This is a genomic window from Chromohalobacter sp. 296-RDG (genome assembly GCF_029889885.1).
GTDB lineage: Bacteria > Pseudomonadota > Gammaproteobacteria > Pseudomonadales > Halomonadaceae > Chromohalobacter.
In genome coordinates this window covers 1-20,128 of record NZ_JARANY010000002.1, presented here as the reverse complement: position 1 = coordinate 20,128, position 20,128 = coordinate 1, and the positions used below count along the sequence as shown (strand labels likewise).

General features: G+C 62.8%; 16 protein-coding genes. 8 read left to right on the top strand and 8 right to left on the bottom strand.

All coding sequences use genetic code 11. The features are described 5' to 3' along the window. The first annotated feature begins 9 nt into the window (after positions 1-9). Complete coding sequence (gyrB, locus tag OP495_RS01390; RefSeq protein WP_280566675.1) at positions 10-2,427, top strand: DNA topoisomerase (ATP-hydrolyzing) subunit B; 2,418 nt, start codon at positions 10-12, stop codon at positions 2,425-2,427. Between the two features lie 176 nt (positions 2,428-2,603). On the opposite strand, the gene gmhB is transcribed toward gyrB, so the two are convergent. Both gmhB and OP495_RS01380 read right to left on the bottom strand, forming a co-directional pair. After that, positions 2,604-3,152, bottom strand: a complete 549-nt coding sequence (gene gmhB / locus OP495_RS01385; RefSeq protein WP_280566673.1) for a D-glycero-beta-D-manno-heptose 1,7-bisphosphate 7-phosphatase — start codon at positions 3,150-3,152, stop codon at positions 2,604-2,606. A 166-nt stretch (positions 3,153-3,318) separates the two neighbouring features. Next, the gene (locus tag OP495_RS01380) at positions 3,319-4,371 is read right to left on the bottom strand and encodes an SDR family oxidoreductase (RefSeq protein ID WP_280566672.1); all 1,053 of its coding nucleotides are present in this window, start codon (positions 4,369-4,371) and stop codon (positions 3,319-3,321) included. A gap of 229 nt (positions 4,372-4,600) precedes the next feature. On the opposite strand from OP495_RS01380, the gene OP495_RS01375 reads away from it, so the two are divergent. Then, the gene (locus tag OP495_RS01375) at positions 4,601-5,512 is read left to right on the top strand and encodes a LysR family transcriptional regulator (protein WP_280566671.1); all 912 of its coding nucleotides are present in this window, start codon (positions 4,601-4,603) and stop codon (positions 5,510-5,512) included. A gap of 334 nt (positions 5,513-5,846) precedes the next feature. Here OP495_RS01375 and glyS read toward each other — a convergent pair whose 3' ends face one another. Next, on the bottom strand, positions 5,847-7,913 hold the full coding sequence (gene glyS / locus OP495_RS01370) for a glycine--tRNA ligase subunit beta (RefSeq protein WP_280566669.1): 2,067 nt from the start codon (positions 7,911-7,913) through the stop codon (positions 5,847-5,849). 2 nt (positions 7,914-7,915) lie between these two features. Continuing rightward, a complete protein-coding gene (gene glyQ / locus OP495_RS01365; protein ID WP_280564379.1) occupies positions 7,916-8,872 on the bottom strand; it encodes a glycine--tRNA ligase subunit alpha in 957 nt (318 codons plus the stop codon). Positions 8,873-8,998: 126 nt separating this feature from the next. On the opposite strand from glyQ, the gene rfaD reads away from it, so the two are divergent. Together rfaD and waaF are read left to right on the top strand one after the other, a co-directional pair. After that, the gene (gene rfaD / locus OP495_RS01360) at positions 8,999-9,955 is read left to right on the top strand and encodes an ADP-glyceromanno-heptose 6-epimerase (protein ID WP_280566666.1); all 957 of its coding nucleotides are present in this window, start codon (positions 8,999-9,001) and stop codon (positions 9,953-9,955) included. Then, entirely contained in the window at positions 9,948-10,979 is a 1,032-nt protein-coding gene (gene waaF / locus OP495_RS01355) for a lipopolysaccharide heptosyltransferase II (RefSeq protein WP_280566663.1), read from the top strand. Before rfaD ends, waaF begins: the two co-directional genes overlap by 8 nt. Here the strand turns inward: waaF and OP495_RS01350 are convergent. Genes OP495_RS01350 through OP495_RS01340 form a run of 3 tightly spaced genes read right to left on the bottom strand, consistent with a single transcriptional unit; the run spans position 10,972 to position 14,431 of the window. Next, positions 10,972-12,546, bottom strand: a complete 1,575-nt coding sequence (locus tag OP495_RS01350; protein WP_280564376.1) for a sulfatase-like hydrolase/transferase — start codon at positions 12,544-12,546, stop codon at positions 10,972-10,974. The two genes, waaF and OP495_RS01350, sit on opposite strands and share 8 nt — an antisense overlap. Before the next feature lie 56 nt (positions 12,547-12,602). Continuing rightward, positions 12,603-13,364, bottom strand: a complete 762-nt coding sequence (locus OP495_RS01345) for a glycosyltransferase family 2 protein (protein ID WP_280564375.1) — start codon at positions 13,362-13,364, stop codon at positions 12,603-12,605. Further along, entirely contained in the window at positions 13,352-14,431 is a 1,080-nt protein-coding gene (locus OP495_RS01340) for a glycosyltransferase family 9 protein (protein ID WP_280564374.1), read from the bottom strand. Before OP495_RS01340 ends, OP495_RS01345 begins: the two co-directional genes overlap by 13 nt. A 30-nt stretch (positions 14,432-14,461) precedes the next feature. Between OP495_RS01340 and OP495_RS01335 the strand changes: the two genes are divergently transcribed. After that, complete coding sequence (locus OP495_RS01335) at positions 14,462-15,619, top strand: glycosyltransferase family 4 protein (protein WP_280564372.1); 1,158 nt, start codon at positions 14,462-14,464, stop codon at positions 15,617-15,619. Here the strand turns inward: OP495_RS01335 and OP495_RS01330 are convergent. Beyond that, entirely contained in the window at positions 15,601-16,305 is a 705-nt protein-coding gene (locus OP495_RS01330; RefSeq protein WP_280566657.1) for a 3-deoxy-D-manno-octulosonic acid kinase, read from the bottom strand. The genes OP495_RS01335 and OP495_RS01330 overlap by 19 nt on opposite strands. On the opposite strand from OP495_RS01330, the gene OP495_RS01325 reads away from it, so the two are divergent. The 3 genes from OP495_RS01325 to waaA form a co-directional block, all read left to right on the top strand. After that, positions 16,304-17,416, top strand: a complete 1,113-nt coding sequence (locus OP495_RS01325; protein ID WP_280564369.1) for a glycosyltransferase family 9 protein — start codon at positions 16,304-16,306, stop codon at positions 17,414-17,416. The two genes, OP495_RS01330 and OP495_RS01325, sit on opposite strands and share 2 nt — an antisense overlap. Then, entirely contained in the window at positions 17,406-18,836 is a 1,431-nt protein-coding gene (gene hldE / locus OP495_RS01320; RefSeq protein ID WP_280566654.1) for a bifunctional D-glycero-beta-D-manno-heptose-7-phosphate kinase/D-glycero-beta-D-manno-heptose 1-phosphate adenylyltransferase HldE, read from the top strand. The genes OP495_RS01325 and hldE overlap by 11 nt, the downstream gene beginning before the upstream one ends. Before the next feature lie 27 nt (positions 18,837-18,863). Further along, positions 18,864-20,128: lipid IV(A) 3-deoxy-D-manno-octulosonic acid transferase (gene waaA, locus OP495_RS01315; RefSeq protein WP_280566652.1), on the top strand; the 1,265-nt coding region annotated here is incomplete at its 3' end.

The window sequence follows — 20,128 nt, the reverse complement described above, 5'->3', positions numbered from 1 at the left end:
GAGTAGGCAATGAGCGAACAAGCTTACGACTCATCGAGCATCAAGGTTCTCAAAGGCCTGGATGCAGTACGCAAGCGCCCCGGCATGTACATCGGCGATACCGATGATGGCACGGGCCTGCATCATATGGTCTTCGAGCTGGTGGATAACTCAATCGACGAAGCGCTCGCGGGACACTGCAGCGAGATTCGCGTGGTGATCCACCCCGATGAGTCTGTCACCGTCAGTGATAATGGGCGTGGCATTCCGACTGATATGCATTCGGAGGAGAATGTCTCGGCGGCGGAGGTCATCATGACGGTGCTGCATGCCGGCGGCAAGTTCGATGACAACTCTTATAAAGTCTCGGGTGGTCTGCACGGCGTTGGCATTTCCGTCGTCAACGCGCTTTCCGAAGAACTCAAGCTCACGGTGTGGCGCGCCGGTCAGGTTTATGAACAGATCTATCATCATGGTGTGCCCGAGTCACCCCTGGACGTAGTGGGAAAGACCGAGAAGAGCGGGACCCAGGTCAACTTCAAGCCGTCGACCGAAACCTTCGCCAATATCGAGTTTCACTACGATATCCTGGCCAAGCGCTTGCGTGAACTGTCGTTCCTCAACTCTGGTGTGGCGATTCGGCTGACCGATGAGCGCTCAGGCGCGGAAGAATTGTTCCACTACGAAGGGGGGCTGCGGGCCTTCGTCGATCACCTGAATACCAACAAGGCGACGTTGAACCCCGTTTTCCACTTCGAAACGCAGCGCGAAGATGGCATTGGCGTTGAAATGGCTCTGCAGTGGAATGATACCTTCTCCGAGAATATTTTCTGCTACACCAACAACATTCCGCAGAGCGATGGTGGCACGCACCTGGCCGGTTTCCGTGCCGCCCTGACACGTACGCTCAATCACTACATCGAAACCGAAGGGCTGCTGAAAAAGGCCAAGGTCAACACGGCCGGTGACGATGCGCGGGAAGGGTTGACGGCGATCGTGTCAGTCAAGGTGCCTGATCCCAAGTTCTCGTCGCAGACCAAGGAAAAGCTGGTGTCATCCGAGGTCAAGACGGCGGTAGAGCAGGAGATGGGGCGTCAGCTGAGCGCTTATCTGGTGGAGCGGCCCAACGAGGCCAAGGCCATCGTCAACAAGATGCTCGACGCCGCACGTGCTCGCGAGGCTGCACGTAAGGCGCGCGATATGACACGCCGCAAGGGCGCATTGGATATCGCCGGGCTACCGGGCAAACTGGCTGATTGCCAGGAGAAAGATCCAAGCTTGTCGGAGCTTTATCTGGTCGAGGGCGACTCGGCCGGTGGCAGCGCCAAGCAAGGGCGCGACCGACGCACCCAGGCGATCCTGCCGCTCAAGGGCAAAATCCTGAACGTCGAGAAAGCGCGCTTCGACAAGATGCTGTCGTCTGCGGAGGTAGGCACGCTGATCACGGCATTGGGGTGTGGCATTGGGCGCGAGGAGTTCAATCCCGACAAGTTGCGCTACTATTCGATCATCATCATGACGGATGCCGATGTCGACGGTTCGCATATTCGCACGCTGCTGTTGACGTTCTTCTTCCGGCAGATGCCGGAACTGATCGAACGTGGCCATGTGTTCATCGCCCAGCCGCCGCTTTATAAGATCAAGCGTGGCAAGCAGGAAACCTATCTCAAGGATGAACAGGCGCTGACGGATTATTTGACCACGACAGCGCTGGATGGAGCGCGCCTTTACGTCAATGCCGACGCGCCAGGTATCGCCAACGAGCAGCTCGAGGCCCTGGTCAGTGAATATCGCGATGTCATGCGACGTATCGACCGCCTCTCGCGGGTTTACCCCAACTTCGTGCTGCGTAAGATCGTGCATACCGCAAGGCTTGAGAGCGATAGCCTCAAGGACCGCGAGACCATGCAGCACTGGATCGATCATCTGCAACGCGAAATGGACGATCTCATCGCCTATGAGGGCGGCCCGCGTTACTCCTTCCATCTTCAGGAAGACGGCGAGCGCGGTGTTTATCTACCCTGCGTATCACTGACGGCGCATGGGGTTACGACCGACTACGTGTGGGGCGTCGATTTCTTCCGCAGCGCCGATTACCGCGCCATGACCGCTTTGGGCGAAACGCTGGATGGATTGCTCGACGACGGGGCTTACGTCGCACGTGGTGAGCGTCAGCGTTCGGTAGAAACCTTCTACGAAGCGCTCGAATGGCTGATGAGCGAGGCCCAGCGTGGCTTGAGCGTTCAGCGCTACAAGGGGTTGGGCGAGATGAATCCCGAGCAGCTGTGGGAAACCACTATGGATCCCAATTCTCGCCGGATGCTGCGCGTTTCCATCGAGGATGCCGTGGCGTCTGACATGATGTTCAACACTTTGATGGGCGATGAAGTTGAGCCACGTCGTGACTTTATCGAGCGCAATGCGCTGGTCGCCAATTTGGATATTTAACGGAAATACCGGGTAGGCGATGTTTCACGTGGAACATTCATGATGAAGCGTCCTTGCACTCGATGAGCAGGTGTACGAGAGGCTGGCAACGTCAAGCGACGTTGCCAGCTTTTTTGTGGGGCGGCGGGCATTTATGCCGACGCGCTCAGGGTAAGCGGCAAGAAGCCGATTTTTTCTCAGCAGAGAAGCCAGTCGGTGAAGGCGGCAAGGTCATCGAAAACACGTGCATGATCGAGCCCTTCACCCTTCTGCTCGGTGCGTGCTCCCTTCCCCGTGCGTACCAGCGAGCTTTGGCATCCCGCAGCATCGCCGGCCTGTAGATCGCGTAGGCTATCGCCCACCATCCAGGCACCCTCAAGTGTTTCCAACTTCAGTACGTCGCGGATGCCGTTTAGAAGTCCTGGCAGGGGCTTGCGGCAAGAGCAGCCGTCATCGGGCCCATGCGGGCAATAGGCGATGTGATCGATTTTCCCGCCTGCGGCGTTCACCAGCTCTTGCATCTTGGCATGCATCGCCTCGAGGGTGGCTACATCGAAATAACCACGTGCGATACCCGATTGATTGGTGGCTACCGCCACTGTCCAGCCGGCTTGCGACAGACGTGCAATGGCCTCGATGGCTTGAGGGTAGGGGAGGAACTCGTCGAGCGACTTCACGTAGTCGTCGGAGTCCTGATTGATTACGCCATCGCGATCGAGGATGACGAGCGTCACGGCGGGCGTCATGGCGCGCTCCGGTATAGGTCGGGAGCGGTAGTGTTTCATGTGGAACATCCGTTGCCAAGCAGGGGAGGCATGATGCGAGCGAGGCCGGACGTTAGATCCGGCCCCGTGTTTCACGTGGAACATGTCGTCGATTCGCCATGCGGCGGGCGAGGGGCCCGGCGAGGCGTCAGGGAATCACCCGCCGCTCGCGCAGCCGATCCAGGGCATGCAGCAGCCGCTCCCGGGAGTCGCAGCGCGGCGTGAAGCCGTAGCGATAGATCTTGTTGACGTCGGAGATGACGTCGGTTTCGGTGCGGAAAATGAAGTCACCGAAGCCCCAGCCCACCAGCCGGTCGAGACGATCCTCCACCAGGCCGTGGCGGTGGGCGATGCGCTCCCACACCGCCTGCTTGTCGGCCATGTGCTGGGCCATAGGGATTGGCACCGGCGAGGCGCTGTCGAGGCCCAGGTGGGCGGCGGCCTCCGGCCACAGACGTTCCCAACGGAAGACGTCGCCGTTGGTGATGTTGAAGGCTTCGCCGGCGATGCCCTCGGTAGTCGCCGCCCAGGCGCTGACATCGCCAAGCAGGTCGGCGTCGGTGAACTGCATCAACACGCGATAGGCGGCCTCGGTGCCGGGATAGCGCATCGGCACACCCAGCTCGCGAGACAGGGCGGCGAAGACGCCGATGACCACCGCGATGTTCATGGGGTTGCCGTGCACGTTGCCGTCGATCATCAGGTCCGGGCGCAGGACGACGTGATCCCAGTCGGCCTTCCGGGCACGTTCGGTGAGGATGGCCTCCTGCGCCTGATAGAGGTTGGGTGGCAGGTGACTGGGATCGTCTTCCCGGGCGGGTGTCGGCACCTTGGCGCCCAGGTGGATGCCGTAGATTTTGAAGCCTTGGTAGATGACCACGCGGGTCAGCGGCGCGCCGGCGGCCTCGAGGGCGTCCAGCAAATTCTCGAGCATCGCCGCGTTGCGCTCGGCCTCCACGGCGAGGTCGTCGTCCGGAGACAGGGCCGCGTAGAACAGATGCGTCGTGTCGGCGGCCTGTTCGGCCACTACCCGGTGCGTGGTCTCGGGATCGGTCAGGTCGACGCACAGCGTCTCCATACCTTCGATCGGATGGCGTGCCAGGCTCCGGACCGTGTTGTCCGAGGCGTCGAGGGCGCGGTGCACGCCGTGGCCGATGATGCCGCTGGCACCGGCGATCAGGGCCTTGATGGGCTGGCTCATGGAGCCTCCATGTCATGTAGCAGAATGGCGATCAGCGGGTTGTGTGCCATGGGCGGGTCATGTATCGCTCAGGGCGATGCGGCGGCCGCCGCCCACGATGAGAGGGTCTGATTGGCGAAGTGTTGCATCTGTTTGCCTCCTTTGACGATGAGTCTACGCTCATCTTCGCCGGTGGCGGCTGTTCAATATACACTCGCATGACGAAATCACTCTTCGAAATAGGCGAAGAATGGACGAACTGCTTACCTTCCGGCTCTTCATCGCCACCGTCGAGTCCGGCAGCCTGTCGGCGGCTGCCCATCAGCAGGGCATGGCCCTGTCGTCGGCCAGCCACCGGCTCAAGCGGCTCGAGCAGCGCCTCGGGGTGACTCTGCTCAACCGCACCACCCGGGTGCTGTCGCTGACCGAAGAAGGCGCGGCCTTCCTGCAGGGCTGCCGCGAGGCCGTCGCGGCGATGGAGCAGGCCGAGGATCGCATGCATCGCCGCCAGGCGGCGCTGTCGGGCGAGATCGTGGTGACGGCGCCCCACGATCTCGGCGAGCGTCGCATCGGGCCGGCGCTTCTGGCCTTCCAGCGCCGACATCCGCGAGTGTCGCTCGAACTGCATCTTAGCGACGGCCTGTCGCGAGGGGTGGGGCGGGGCATCGACTTGGCGATCCGGGTCGGCCCGCTACCTGATAGCGCCCTGATCGGCGTGCCGCTCGGCGATGATGAGCGACGAGTGGTCGCCTCCCCGGACTACTGGGGGCGCCGCGGACGCCCGGCGCACCCCCGGGACCTGCTTGAACACGACTGCCTGGTGCTGACGCGGGACGGCGAGCCGCAGCTCCCCTGGCGGTTTCAGGAAGGCGGCCGAGCCCTGAGCGTGCCGGTGAGCGGCTTGCTGCGTTCCAACTCCGGCGCGCTGCTGAGACGCTGGGCGATGGAGGGGGCGGGGGTGATCCTCAAGTCGTCTGGCGATATCCGCGAGGCGCTGGCGGAGGGCACGCTGGAAAGCGTGCTGGATGACTTCATGCCGCTGTCCTCGGGGATGCATGCGCTGATGGCACGGGACCGTTATCGTCCCCAGCGGCTGGAGGCCCTGGTGGCTTGGCTCAAGCAGTGGTTCCGTGAGGCCGACGGGGAAGGCAGGCGAGGATAGGCAGAGAGCACGGAACGACTGCAACCGGCGCGATGTTCCTGTGAGATTGTTTCACGTGGAACAATCGTCGAGCTACGAGCTACGAGCTACGAGCTACGAGCTACGAGCGGAAGAGAGAAGAGAGAAGAGAGAAGAGAGAAGAGAGAAGAGAGAAGAGGCATATTCTCGGCGCTAAACCTGGAGCGCCATGTTTCACGTGAAACAAATCCAATTGTTGCCCAAGGGGAGTCGATCCGGCGAGGAAGATAAAATGCCGGTAGGCACGATGTTCCACGTGAAACAAAAAAAGGGTGGCCCCAGTGGGGTCACCCTTTGAACTGCAACGCGTGCGTGTTTATTGCTGTAGCTGGGCGATATCCGCGACTTCCAGGAATAGGGCCTGGAGGCTGGCCAGCAAAGCAAGGCGGTTGCGGCGTACGGCGTCATCCTCCGCCATGACCATGACGTCATCGAAGAAGGCATCGACGGGGCTGCGAAGCTTAGCCAGCACATCCAGCGCCTCGCTGTAGCGAGCGGCACCGAGTAGCGGACGTACCGCCTGATGGCATTGTTCGAGCGCTTCGCTCAGCGTCGTCTCGGCTTCGGCTTGCAGCAGAGAGGCATCAACGGTGGTCGAGCCGTCATGTTGCTGCTTGGCGAGGATGTTCGAGACACGCTTATTGGCCGCCGCCAGCGCTGCTGCTTCTTCACGATGACTGAAGGCATGCACGGCCCGAACCCGGCGTGCGAAATCGAGCGGACGCGTGACCGGGCGAGAGCGCACCGCGAGATAGACCTCGACGGGAATGCCTTCGTCCTGCGTCCAGGCGCGGAAGCGGTCGAGCATGTAATCGAGTACGGTATCGATCAGGCCATCAGGCTTGGGTAGTTCGTCATGCTGAGCAGCGGCGAGTTCGAGCAGTTCGCGCAGGTCGAGATCGAGCTCACCCTTGATCAAGATGTTGAGAACACCGATGGCGGCGCGGCGCAGGGCAAAAGGATCCTTGGTGCCTGTGGGGCGCTGGCCGATACCGAAGATGCCGGTCAGCGTATCCAGGCGGTCAGCCAATGCCAGGGCCAAGCCGGTATGCGTCTTGGGAACGTCGTCGCTGGCGAAACGCGGTAGGTACTGCTCGTGAAGTGCCTGCGCGACCTCTTCCGGCTCACCGTCCTGGCGGGCGTAGTAGGTGCCCATAATGCCCTGGAGCTCGGGGAATTCCAGCACCATCTCCGTGACCAGATCGCACTTGGCGAGCTGTGCGGCACGTTGGGCATGATCGACGTTGCCATCGACCCGACCGGCGATGAACGCGCCGATGGTCTCCATGCGTTGCGCCTTGTCACCCAGCGTGCCCAATGACTTCTGGAAGACCACGTTATCCAGTGCGTCGCGGCGCGAGGCCAATGTCTGCTTGCGGTCGGTATCGTAGAAGAAAGCGGCATCGGCCAGACGCGGGCGGATGACTTTTTCGTTGCCCTCGATGACCTGCTGCGGGTCGCGGCTCTCGATGTTGGAGACGGTGATGAAGGCAGGCTTGAGCTGTCCCTCGGCGTCGAGCAGGTGGAAGTACTTCTGATTGGCCTTCATCGACGAGATCAAGCATTCGGCGGGCACTTCGAGGAAACGCTCGTCGAAGCGGCCGGTCAGCGCCACCGGCCATTCGACCAGACCGTTGACTTCGTCGAGGAGGTCGTCATAGATGACTGCCGTGGCGTCGTTGACCTCGGCTTCGGCCAGCACCTGTTCGCGGATGCGCTCACGTCGGCGGTCGTTATCGGCCAGTACGAAGGCATCTTCGAGCACGCTCAGATAGTCGTCAGCGTGCGCCAACTCGATGGCCTGTGGGGCATGGAAGCGATGCCCTCGGGTGGTACGGCCGGCTTCGAGGCCGAGCACTTCGGTGGGTACCACGTCCTGACCGTAGAGCATGACCAACCAGTGCACGGGGCGCGAAAACTCGAGCCGAGAGGCGCCCCAGCGCATATTCTTGGGCACCGGCAGGGCGTTGACGGCACGCCTGAGTATGGCCGGCAGCAGCGCCGTGGTGGCTTCGCCCGGTTCCTGATAGCGATAGCCAAGCCAGGTACCCTTGTCGGTCTCCAGATGGATCAGGTCCGCGACATCAACGCCGCAAGAACGCGCGAAGCCTTCGGCGGCCTTGGTGGGCTCGCCGTCCTTGAAGGCGGCGGCCAGGGCCGGGCCGCGACGCTCGATCTCGCGATCCGGCTGCTTGTCGCCGAGTACTTCGATGCTGACCGCCAAGCGGCGTGGCGTGGCGTAGGCGTGAGCTGCCTCGAAAGGGATCTCAGCGTCGGCAAGACCATTTGCGATGCCATCGCGCAGGGCATTGGCGAGGGATTCGATGGCGCCTGGCGGAAGCTCTTCGACGCCGAGTTCGACCAGTAGAGTGTTGGATGCCATTCTTACGCGTCTCCCTCGTTGCTTTCTCGGCTCAGCAGTTCCTGACGGATAGCCTCGGGGGCCATGGGGAACCCGGCTGCCTTGCGCGATTCAAAGTAGGCGTGGGCGACGTCACGGGCCATGGTGCGCACACGCAGAATGTAACGCTGACGCTCGGTGACCGAGATGGCATGCCGGGCGTCGAGCAGGTTGAAAGTATGCGATGCCTTGAGCACGTGCTCGTAGGCGGGCAGGGGCAACTCCGCGTCGAGGAGCTTTTGGCATTCGCCTTCGCTGTGGTCGAAAGCAGAGAACTGATAGTCGACATCGGCGTGTTCGAAATTGTAAGCCGACTGTTCGCGTTCGTTCTGGAGGTAGACATCGCCGTAGGTGACGGATGAACCATCGGGGGCGTAGGTCCATACCAGGTCGTAGACGCTATCGACATCCTGCAGGTACATGGCGATGCGTTCCAGGCCGTAGGTCAGTTCGCCGGTGACCGGATAACATTCGATGCCGCCGGCCTGCTGGAAGTAGGTGAACTGGGTCACTTCCATACCGTTGAGCCAGACTTCCCAGCCGAGTCCCCAGGCACCTAGGGTAGGGGATTCCCAGTTGTCTTCGACGAAGCGAATGTCGTGGACCTGCAGGTCGATGCCGAGACGCTCGAGCGAGCCCAGATACAGCGCCTGCAGTTCCAGGGGGGAGGGCTTCATCACCACCTGAAACTGATAGTAGTGCTGCAAGCGATTGGGGTTCTCGCCATAGCGTCCGTCAGTGGGACGGCGCGATGGTTGCACGTAGGCGGCATTCCAGGTCTCGGGGCCGATGGAACGCAGGAAGGTCGCGGGATGAAAGGTGCCGGCTCCGACTTCCATATCCAGGGGTTGCATGATTACGCAGCCCTGTTCGGCCCAGTACTGTTGCAGGGCAAGGATCAGGCCCTGGAAGGTTTTCACGTCTGGCGTCGACTGTGTCATTGGTGAAGTACCGTTGGCCCATGAATTCACGAACTGCCAAGTATACAATTAGCGGTTAATCGGTTATAGGCACCGTGACGAAAAGCACGCTTGCGCGTGGGTGCACGACTTGAAGGAATCGACGACATGATTGTAGTGACGGGCGGTGCCGGTTTCATCGGCGCCAATCTAGTGAAGGCTCTCAATGCACGCGGCCACGAGGATGTGCTCGTGGTCGACGACCTCTCCGACGGCACCAAGTTCGTCAATCTCGCCGACTGCACGCTGGGTGACTATCTCGATAAGGATGACTTCCTGGCGCGCGTGAAGGCCGAACTGCGTGGCGAACCGAGCGCCTTGCCGCCGATCGAGGCCATCTTCCACGAAGGGGCCTGCTCGGATACCACCGAGTGGGACGGCAAGTTCATGCTCGAGAACAACTTCGAGTACTCCAAGGTGCTGCTGCACTTCTGCCAGCACAAGCGCATTCCCTTTCTGTATGCGTCATCGGCGGCGACCTACGGCGGTAGCGAGGTGTTCGTGGAGGCACCGGAGCATGAGAAGCCGCTCAACGTCTACGGCTATTCCAAGTTGTTGTTCGATCAGTACGTACGCGTCCACTGGGAGGAGTTCGAGACTCAGGTGGTGGGCTTCCGCTACTTCAACGTCTATGGCCCGCGCGAGCAGCACAAGGGCAAGATGGCCAGCGTCGCCTATCACCATCACACGCAGGTGCAGCGTGGTGAGAACCCCAAGCTGTTCGGTGCTTGGGAAGGCTATGAAGCCGGCATGCAAAGCCGTGACTTCATCTATGTCGGCGACGTGGTGGACGTCAACTTGTGGTGCCTCGACAACCCCGAGGTATCGGGCATCTTCAATCTGGGCACCGGCCGTGCCGAACCGTTCAAGGCCATCGCCGAGACGGTGATCGATTACTACGCCACCGGCAAGATCGACTACATCGCCTTCCCCGAGGAGCTCAAGGGACGCTATCAGAGCTACACCCGAGCGGATATCTCACGCCTGCGTGAGGCGGGCTACCCGGCGGAGTTCAAGACCGTGCGCGAAGGCGTCACCGCCTACCTGGATTGGTTGAATGGCTGACGACATTGCCACCTCTCCACGCCTGCTCGTCGTCGGCCCTTCCTGGGTCGGTGACATGGTCATGGCGCAGAGCCTATTCATGACGCTCAAGGCGCGTTATCCGGATGCCTACCTTGGCGTACTGGCCCCGGGCTGGTCGCTGCCGGTCCTGGCGCGTATGCCCGAGGTCGATGAGACCGTCGCGCTGGACGTCAAGCACGGCGAATTCGGCTGGGCCACGCGGCGTGACGTGGCGCGCACGCTGAAGGGCCGCTTCGACCGGGCGATCGTGTTGCCGCGCTCCTGGAAATCGGCGCTGGTGCCGTTCCTGGCCCGCATCCCTGAGCGCTTGGGTTTCCGGGGCGAGCAGCGCTACATGGTGCTCAATGCGCGCCGTGAGCTCGATAAAAGCGTGCTGAATCAAACCGTGAAGCGCTTCGTCTCGTTGGGCCTGCCTGAGGACGAGGCGCAAGCCGGGGATTTTGCGATTCCCGCGCCGCGCCTCGAGGTGAATGCCGAAGAACAACGTCGCTTGCACGAGACGCTGGGGCTCTCGGATCGTCCCGCCATTGGCATGATGCCGGGCGCCGAGTTTGGACCGTCCAAGCAGTGGCCGCTAGCGCATTTTCGCAGCCTGGCGGAACGCCTGGTGGCCGAGGGCTTCGAGGTGCGGGTGATGGGAGGCCCCAAGGACGCTGACGCCGGTGAGACGATCAGCCAAGGACTGGACGGCGTGCATAACCTGTGCGGGCGTACCAAGCTCACCGAGGTGGTGGATCTGCTCGCCGACTGCCAGCAAGTGGTCACCAACGACTCGGGGCTGATGCACGTGGCGGCAGCGGTAGGCACGCGTGTGCAGGCCATCTACGGCTCGTCTTCGCCGGCCTACACGCCGCCTCTGACCGAAAACGCTGAGATCCACGATCTCGAGCTGTCTTGCTCGCCATGCTTCGCGCGTGACTGCCCGTTGGGGCACACGAATTGTCTGCGCCATCTCGAACCGGCGCGGCTATTGGCGTCGATCCGGCACGCGGCGCTCAGTTGACCCCTTTCCACATGTAGGTTTGCAGTGCGTCTTCCTCCGCCATGTGGTCGTTGATGGTTTCCAGGCCGTATTCTTCGACCAGCGTGGGATCCTTGGCGAATAGTGAGCGTCCCAACCCGGCAGCGCGTGCGTCCAGCGTGAAGCCCATGGCTTCGAGTACCGTCGGATAGACATCGACCATCGATCCTTGGCGCTGTATACGCTTCCCGGCAGGGACACCCTCGCCAAGCATCATGAAGGTGTTTTCGCGCTCGGCGTCGACCAACTGTGGCCACTCCGAGTTCTTCATGCTCAGGTGGTCGCTGGAGATCACCACCAGAGTATTGTCGAGCAGGCCTTCCCGGTCGAGGCGCTGCAGGAAGCGGCGTACCAGCCAGCCCGTGCATTTCACCGAATACAGAATGTTGACTCCATCGAATTCCCCCTGATTGTCCAGGCACGCCTGAGCCGGGTTGCCGAACGGCGGGTGGGCCGCCAGAGTCAAGGCGAACATGGCATAAGGCTGGCGATCGTCATTCTTGGCAAGCTTGCGGATGCGCTCGGTGGCCATGTTGAGCAGGGTATCGTCGTAAAGGCCCCAGTCGTTGAGATAGTCCGGCGGCGTGACCTGATCCTCAAGCTCGTCGCGGCCTAGCGCGCGATCGAAGCCGTGTCCCTCGTAGAACACCTTCTTGCCGGCGAAACGCGTACTGGCCCCGCCCATGTAGGTGAGATCGTATCCTTTGGCATTGAGCAGGTCGCCCAGGCACTGGGTATGCGGGAGTACCTCGTCGAGCGGCTCGAACTGGTTGTCATGTTTCAATCCGGCGGGCATCAGCGGCACACCACACTGGGTGGCGACCATGCCGGCGGTCGTCCAGCCGGTATTGTCGAGCTGCTTGAGTCCCTCGAAGACGGTGCCGCGCTTGCCGAGCGCGGCGAGATCTTCATAGGCGTCGCCGAACGTGTCGCGGTCGGCGTAGGTCCGCTCAGTGCTCTCTAGATAGAGATAGATGAGATTGGGGCGAGTTTGCGGCTCGCTTTCGATACTCGGGACGCGGTAGTGATCGCGTAACCAATCGCCCTCGGTGACCACCGAAGCACCACGTTGCGACAGGCCGAACAGTAGCGGATTGAAGGCCAGCAAGAAGAGCGCGCCGACACGCTCCCACAGCCGCCACCGGTGGTCGGCGCGTACCAGCCAGGTGAAGGCCATGAGCATGACGATGGCGCATAGGGTGAAAATCACCGCGGCGAAGACGCGGCTGGCACCGCCATGCTCGGTCATCCCGGCCTGCAAATGAAAAATCACCGCGCCCAGGTCCACCTTGCCGAAGCTATCGTCCAGGTACAGGTAGACCCACCACAGGGCCAGCGGGATCGACGACCAGGGCAAGACGCGTCGCGTGCTGGTGCGTTGTGTGGGATGGCCCCAGCGAAAATACCAGGCGATGGCGACCCACACCGCCGCGACGGGGAATAAAAACCAGTGACTGATGATGGTCAGCGTGGTGAAGAGATACCCCAGGCATAAGCCGAGGTAGGTAAGCACGCTCCAGCGGAGGGTGGTGGGTGACAGCTTCATCATAAGAACGCGTCCTTGTCTTTATGACTAGAGTATGACAGCGAAGAAGCCTATCTGACTCATCGTTGTGGCATTTGTTCGAGTTCGTAGAGTTCGTTGAGCTTGGCGTACTTCATGTAAGCATGAAACGCCGTGGTCAGAGCGACCGTCATGCCGTCCATTCCCTGGAGCAGGCCGCCTTTGAAGATCAGCTTGCGCAGCATCGCATTAACGGCGTGCAGCGTCGGGCGCAGTCGTGAGGGGCGCACGCCGCGCTCTTTCATCGCCCAGGCATCGCGGCTCGAGAGCGCATCGATGCGCCGAATCCAGTGCGACATGTCCTCGTAAGTGAAATGTCGCAGGTGCGCAGTGGTGGCCTCGACCTTGGGGGCCTCGACCGACGAGTGTGCCTTCTTGGGCAGATAGCCGGCGGTGGTGCGGTTGTAAAGGCGTACCACCGAGTCTGGGTAGAAGCCTGCGGCACGAATCCAGTGTCGAGCCACGTAGTTCTTGCGTCGGAAGCTATAGGCAGTCTGCGGGTCGTCGAGGGCGAGCGACTCGATCAGGGTCACGGCATCGTCGTCGAGGCGCTCGTCGGCATCCAGGGCCAGGATCCAGGCATTCTTGGCGAACGGTACACCGTGCGCCTTTTGTGGCCCGTCGCCGAGATAAGTCTGCGTGATCACCCGCGCCCCCTCGGCCTCGGCAATAGCCACGGTGTCGTCGCTACTCAGCGAGTCGACGACGATGACCTCGTTGCAGACGCGTGACAGCGAACGTACGCAGTCGGCGATGTTGGCTTGCTCGTTGAGGGTGATGACGATTCCGGTCAGCGGTTGCATGGCGTTTCCTCGGTGGCCGTTGGCGTTGGCCAGGCGTCGGCGATTTGGCGCGCCACTGCCGCGATGTCGATACGCGACATGTCGCTGGCGGAGGCGTCGTCGGCAGGCGGGCTGAAGGCCAGGCGGCGTATCTCGGCATTGCAGGTTTGCCAGCGCAATGGCGTGGCCGAGCGCTTGGCAGGATAGAAGCCGATCGTGGGGCGATTGAGTGCCCCGGCGATGTGCAAGGGCCCGGTCGAACCGGCAACGAAGACATCGGCGGCGGCCAGGGTTTCGGCGAAATCGGTCAGACTCGCGCGTGGGGGCATGAGCACTGCATCGATATCGCGTGCGTTGAGCGTTTCCACCAGGTGCTGGGCTACAGCCTCTTCGCCAGGTCCATGAGTGAGCACCCACTTCGGCGGAGCGAGAAGGTTGGCGCTAATTGCCTGGGCGAGATCCGCATATTGCGCCACGCTGAGATTGACCGCCGAACCGCCGCTGCCGGGGTGCAGAAACCACCAGGGGCGTGTCGGAGAAAGCGACAGTTCATCGCTCAGGCGCTGGCGCTGGGCGTCGCGCGTCGCGTCGGGCAGGGGCCAGTAAGGTGGCGTCGGCGTCGGCACGTCCTGACCGAGCGTTTGCAGTAGGGCGGCGGCCAGGTCCTGGTTGTAGACGTACTCGGGTTTTTGGGATCGCGACCTACGCTGTTTAATGCGAAAGTTGTAAAATATCTGGGCCCACTTGGTGGCGGGCGCCATGCGCAGGGAAATGCCGGCCCGCCAACCCAGCCACCCGGTACGTGGCGTGGAGAACAGCGTCAGCAGGGCGTCGAACTTCCCGGCGCGAAGCTGCACGAGCAAGTCTTTTTGCTGACGTCGCGGCGCGGCGCCGCCCGGGTCGAGAATTACCTCGTCGACCCATGGGCAGGCATGCGCCAGGGGTGCTGTATAGGTGGGCACCAGCACGGCAACATGATTGTCGGGATAGGCACTCTTCAGGCAGGCCAGGGCCGGCCAGGCGAGCATGAAGTCGCCGAGCTTGTCGTTGCGTACCACGAGGATGCGCTGTGGGCGCGACTGGGTCATCGAGTCTCCTGTGCCCGGTGGCGTCGACGCGTGAGTCGAACATTGTCCGAGGAGCTTGCCTTGCAGCACAAGGTCTTGCATATCTGTTTATCCCGCGGCTGGGGCGGGCTGGAAATGTACCCTGCGCGCATTATACCCGAGCTGGCCCGCCAGGGGTGGCGTGCCTACGTACTGACGCTCGAAGAGACGCGTCTGGCTCGAGCGTTAGTCGACTGTGAGGCGACCGAAGTGCGTAGTGTGCGCTCACCCTCGCGTGCGCTGTGGCAATTGCCGGCACTTGTGCGCTGGCTGCGACGTCGTGGTATCGGCGTCGTGCATTGTCATAAATCGAGTGACTTGCGCCTCGGCGCGTTGCTCAAGTGGCTGTGTCCCGAGCTGCGTCTTGTCTTTACCGACCACATGGGCGTCACGCGGCCCAAACACGACGCCTATCATCGCTGGGTCTACCGGCATGTCGATCGCGTGTTGTCGATCAGCGAGGCAACGCTGACGCGTAATCGCCAGGCTTTCCCGCTACCCGCGTCGCGGATCACTCGTTTGTATCTGGGTATCGATACGTCGGAGTACGTTCCTCGACTCGACACCGCCGCACGCCAAGCGCTACGTGACGCCTTGGGCATTCCGCGCGAGGCGGTGACGATGGCCTTGCCGGGGCGCCTGACGCCCGGCAAGGGGCAGCAAGTCCTGCTGGATGCCTTCACTCGGCTGTGTGAGGCGGGCGATAGCCAGTCTCATTTGGTGCTGATCGGTGGGCTGGAGGCGAACGAGGGCGGTAACCCCACCTTCATCGCCTCCCTGCAACAGCAGGTCCGTGAACAGGGCCTTGACGAGCGCGTCACGTTCACGGGGTTTCGGCGGGATCTGGCACGGCTCTTCGAGGTGGTGGATATCGTCTGTGTGCCATCGCGTAACGAAGCCTTCGGGCTCACGGTGATCGAGGCCATGGCGGCATGCAAGGCCGTGGTGGGTGCCGACAGCGGCGCGATTCCCGAGCTGATTGGGTGTGAGGGCGGTCGGCTCGCCGATCCGCAGGATCCGGCGGCCTGGGCGGCGATACTCGGCGAGCTACGCGAGGCCCCCGCGCTGCGTGAGCACCTCGGTGCCAACGCCTGCCGCTTCGTCAATGCACGCTTCACGCTGGCCCGACACGTCTCCGGACTGTGCGAGATTTATGCGGATGCCGCGTAGCCGAGGCGCACCGAGGCCATGGCCTCGGGGGCGTCGAACTTGATCAGCGAACGTTCGAGCCGTGCCAGGTTGTTCTCTTGCCAGCGCCCCGGGGCGCGCAACCGGCAGCGATCGAAATCGATCAGCCAGACGCGGTCATCGGCGTCGACGAGCAGGTTGCGGGTGTTGAGATCGACATGGTCGAGACCGGCATCGTGAAAGCGGCGCACGGTTCGGCCGACGCGCTGCAACAGGGCGGGTGACGCCGTCGGCAGGCGCTCGGCCAGGGCCACGACATCGGGGATCAGCCGCGTGATCAGCGTGGCGGTGTAGCTTGGGCCGTGTCGCCACACACCAGCGGCCACTGGCGCGGGCACCGGCAGGCCACGCTGCTTGAGTTCGGCGGTCAGGCGCATCTCGCGAAAGGCACGAGTGCGTTCGAGACCGGTCCACATATAGCGCGCGTCGCTGAGCCGGGCGATCAAGCCACCTCGCCGGTAGGGCCGCAGCGCCCAGCGCTCCTCGCCGCAGGCGACGAAAAGACTCGCCCCGCGTCCCGGCGCTTCGCCGAGTACTGCGTCGCGCTCTCGCCAGAAGTCCGGGCTTAGCCAGCGCGCGTCGATTTGTGGCCCTTGGCCGGCGTCACATAGAATGTCGGCATCATATAGAATGAATGCCTGTCCCGTTTGGAATGTTGCCAACCGCATGAAGCATCCTCTGCCCGTCCGTCCCGCGCATATTTGTATACTACGACTGTCCGCGCTGGGCGATGTCTGCAACCTTGTCCCGACCATTCGCGTGCTGCAGCGCCTATGGCCTGACGCCCGCATCACTTGGATCATCGGCAAGGGCGAGCATAGTTTACTGGCCGGTCTATCAGGGGTCGAGTTCATCGTCTATGACAAGACCTCAGGCTTGGCCGGCATGCGTGAGATCTGGCGTCGGCTCGGCGACACACGCTTCGATGTGCTGCTGCACATGCAACAAGCGCTGCGCGCCAGCGCGCTTTCTCTGGGCCTCAAGGCGGATCTGCGTATCGGGTACGACAAGGCCCGGGCCAAGGATTGGCAGCACTGGTTCACCCACCGTCAGCTGACGCCGCATGCTCACGCGCATGTGCTGGAATCGTTTCTCGACTTCGCGCGCTTGCTGGGTGGCGAGGAGCGCGTCGACGCCGAGCCCTTGCGCTGGGATCTGGCGATCCCCGACAGCGCCTACCAAGAAGCCGTGCGCGTCACCGGTGAAGTGCCTTACGTGGTGATCAGCCCCTGCGCCAATCCGCGCCTGCGCAATTTCCGCAATTGGTCCGCCGAGGGTTATGCGGCGATGATCGCGCATGCTTGGGAAGAGCATGGCCTGCGCACGGTGATGACTGGGGGCAGCAGCGCCCAGGAGCAGGAAATGGGCGCGCGCATTCGCGCCCTGTGCGCGGAAGGGGCGGTCATCGATGCCATTGGCGGCACTTCACTCAAGGGGCTGCTGGCCATGCTCGACCGCGCGCGCATGGTGATCGCGCCGGATTCCGGGCCGGTTCACATGGCCAATGCGCTGCGCACGCCAACGCTGGGGCTTTATGCCACCACCAATCCCGATCGCGCGGCGCCCTATTGCTGGCGGCGTTTCGTGGTCGACCGTTATCCTGATGCCGTGCGTCGTTATCTGCACAAGTCACCGGAGGCCATTCCGTGGGGCACGCGTGTGCGGCACCCCGATGCCATGAGCCTGATCCATGCCGACGACGTCATTGCCCAATTCGATGCCTTGCTGGATGCCACGCCGTCCGCTTCGCCCCGCTCGGAGCCCGACCATGAAGCTTGATCTGACCGTCCTCGAACAGGCCCGCCTACTGGTGGTGGGTGATGTCATGCTCGATCGCTATTGGCATGGTGGCACCTCGCGCATTTCGCCGGAAGCGCCGGTGCCGGTGGTCAAGGTCGGTGAATCGGAAGACCGTCCCGGCGGCGCCGCCAACGTGGCGCTCAATATCGCCGCGTTGGGCGCGCACGCCGCGCTGGCGGGCGTGGTCGGCGAGGATGACAATGCCGCCTTGCTCAAGGCGAGTCTTGAAGCTTCTGATGTAAGCACTCACTTTCATCACAGCCCTGAGATTCCCACGATCACCAAGCTGCGTGTGATGAGCCGCAACCAGCAGTTGCTGCGTCTCGACTTCGAGGAATCGCTGTGGGAGATCGATACCCAAGGCCTGACCGAGCGCGTCGAGGCGGCGTTGCCCGACGCTGACGTGATGATCCTCTCCGACTACGGCAAGGGCAGTCTCAATCGCGTCGAAACGCTGATCGCCATCGCGCGTCAGGCAGGTAAGCGTGTGCTGGTCGATCCCAAGGGCCATGCCTTTGACAAGTATCGCGGGGCGAGCATCATCACCCCCAATCTGGGCGAGTTCGAAGCGGTCGTCGGGCCGTGTCCCGACGATGCCACGCTCGCCGAGAAGGGCGAGCAGCTACGTGCCGACTTGCAGCTCGAAGCGCTGCTGGTCACGCGCAGCGAGAAGGGCATGACCTTGATCCGTGAGGGCCACGCGCCGCTGCATCTACCGACGCATGCGCGCGAGGTCTTCGATGTCACCGGTGCCGGGGATACCGTCATCGGTGTGCTGGGGTTGGCGCTAGCGGCGGGCCACGGTTATCCCGAAGCGATCATGCTCGCCAACTTGGCGGCGGGGCTGGTGGTTGCCAAGCCGGGCACCGCGACGCTGTCCATCGCCGAGCTCTACACGGCGCTGCATGGCGACAAGCTCGCTGAGTTCGGCCCCATCGAGGAAGGTGCATTGGTCGACGCGGTGCGCGCGGCCAAGCTGCGCGGCGAGCGCGTGGTGATGACCAACGGCTGTTTCGACATCCTGCATGCCGGCCATGTGGCCTATCTCGAGCAGGCCAAACGGTTGGGAGATCGGCTGATCGTGGCCGTCAACGACGACGCCTCCGTGGCACGTCTCAAGGGCCCCAAGCGGCCGATCAACGCCCTCGAACGCCGCATGCAGGTGTTGGCGGGCTTGAGCGCGGTGGATTGGGTAGTGCCCTTCGCCGAGGAAACCCCGGCACGCGTGATCGCCGAGGTACTGCCCGATGTACTGGTCAAGGGCGGTGACTATCGGCCCGAGGACATCGCCGGTGGTGAGGCGGTCATCGACGATGGTGGTGAGGTCCAGGTGCTCAACTTCGAGGATGGCGTCTCCACCACGGCAATGATCGGCACCATTCTCGACCGTGAAGGTTAAGGCTATGTACGAAAAGGCGGCGCAATGATGGCATCGGGTGCCGCACGCGGTCTCTATAGCGCGCTGTTGTATCTGCTCTCGCCCCTTATCTGGTGGCGGATATGGCGTGAGCATGCGCTTACTAACAAGCGTGCGGAGCGCTTGGGATTGATCGCCGACGCGGCGGATGGCCCGCCGACGATCTGGCTGCATGCCGCCTCCGTCGGTGAGGTGCTGGCGGCACGGCCCTTGATCGAGGCCCTGGCCGAGCGTCACGCCGACCACCGACTGGTGGTCACCACCATGACCGCCACCGGCGCCGAGCGCGTGCGGGCGCTGTTTCCTGCCGAGCGCTATGCGCTCACGCACTACTTCCTGCCGCTGGATTTTCCGGGCACGGCGCGACGTTTCATCGCGCGTTTGCGTCCGCGCCTGGCGATCATCGTCGAAACCGAGCTATGGCCCAACCTGCTGGCAGCGTGTGAACGCCAGCACGTGCCCGTGATCGTCGCCAACGCTCGACTCTCCGACAAGGCCTTCCAAGGCTATCGTAAGGTGGCGCCGCTGCTGCGTGGCGCACTGGGCACGGTCAGTTGGCTGGCGGCCAAGTCGTCCTCGGATTTCGAACGTTTCACGGCATTGGGCTTACCCGCCGAGCGCGGCGAGGTCGTGGGTTCGATCAAGTTCGATCTACCCATCAATGCCGAGCTGCGTGATGATGGTGAGCGCTTACATACCCAGTGGGGCACGCGATTCGTGTGGGTGGCAGGCTCGACCCATGCGGGAGAAGATGAGCAGGTGCTCGATGCCCATGCCCGGCTACGCGAACGCGACCCACATGCCTTGCTGGTGTTGGTGCCGCGCCATCCGCAGCGCTTTGCGGCGGTGGCCGAGCTCTGCGAGGCACGCGGCGAGCGTCTCGCGCGGCGTTCGCAAGGTGAAACGCCCAGCGCCGAGACGAGTATCCTGCTGGGCGACACCATGGGCGAATTGATGCGCTTCTACGCCGCAGCGGACGCCGCCTTCGTGGGCGGTAGCCTGGTACCCATCGGCGGGCACAACCTGCTCGAACCCGCCGCACTCGGCATGCCTGTGCTTACCGGGCCGCATCTGGAGAACTTTCAGGACATTGCCGAGACCCTGCGCGAGGCCAAGGCACTGTGCGAGATCGACACTGCCGAGGCCCTGGGCGAAGCCTTGGCGACCCTCGCCGACGACCCCGACCAGCGCCGCCGACTGGGTGCCGCCGGCGAAGCCGTGGTAGCCGCCAATCGCGGCGCGCTGGAAAAGACGCTGGCAGGCATCGCGGCGCG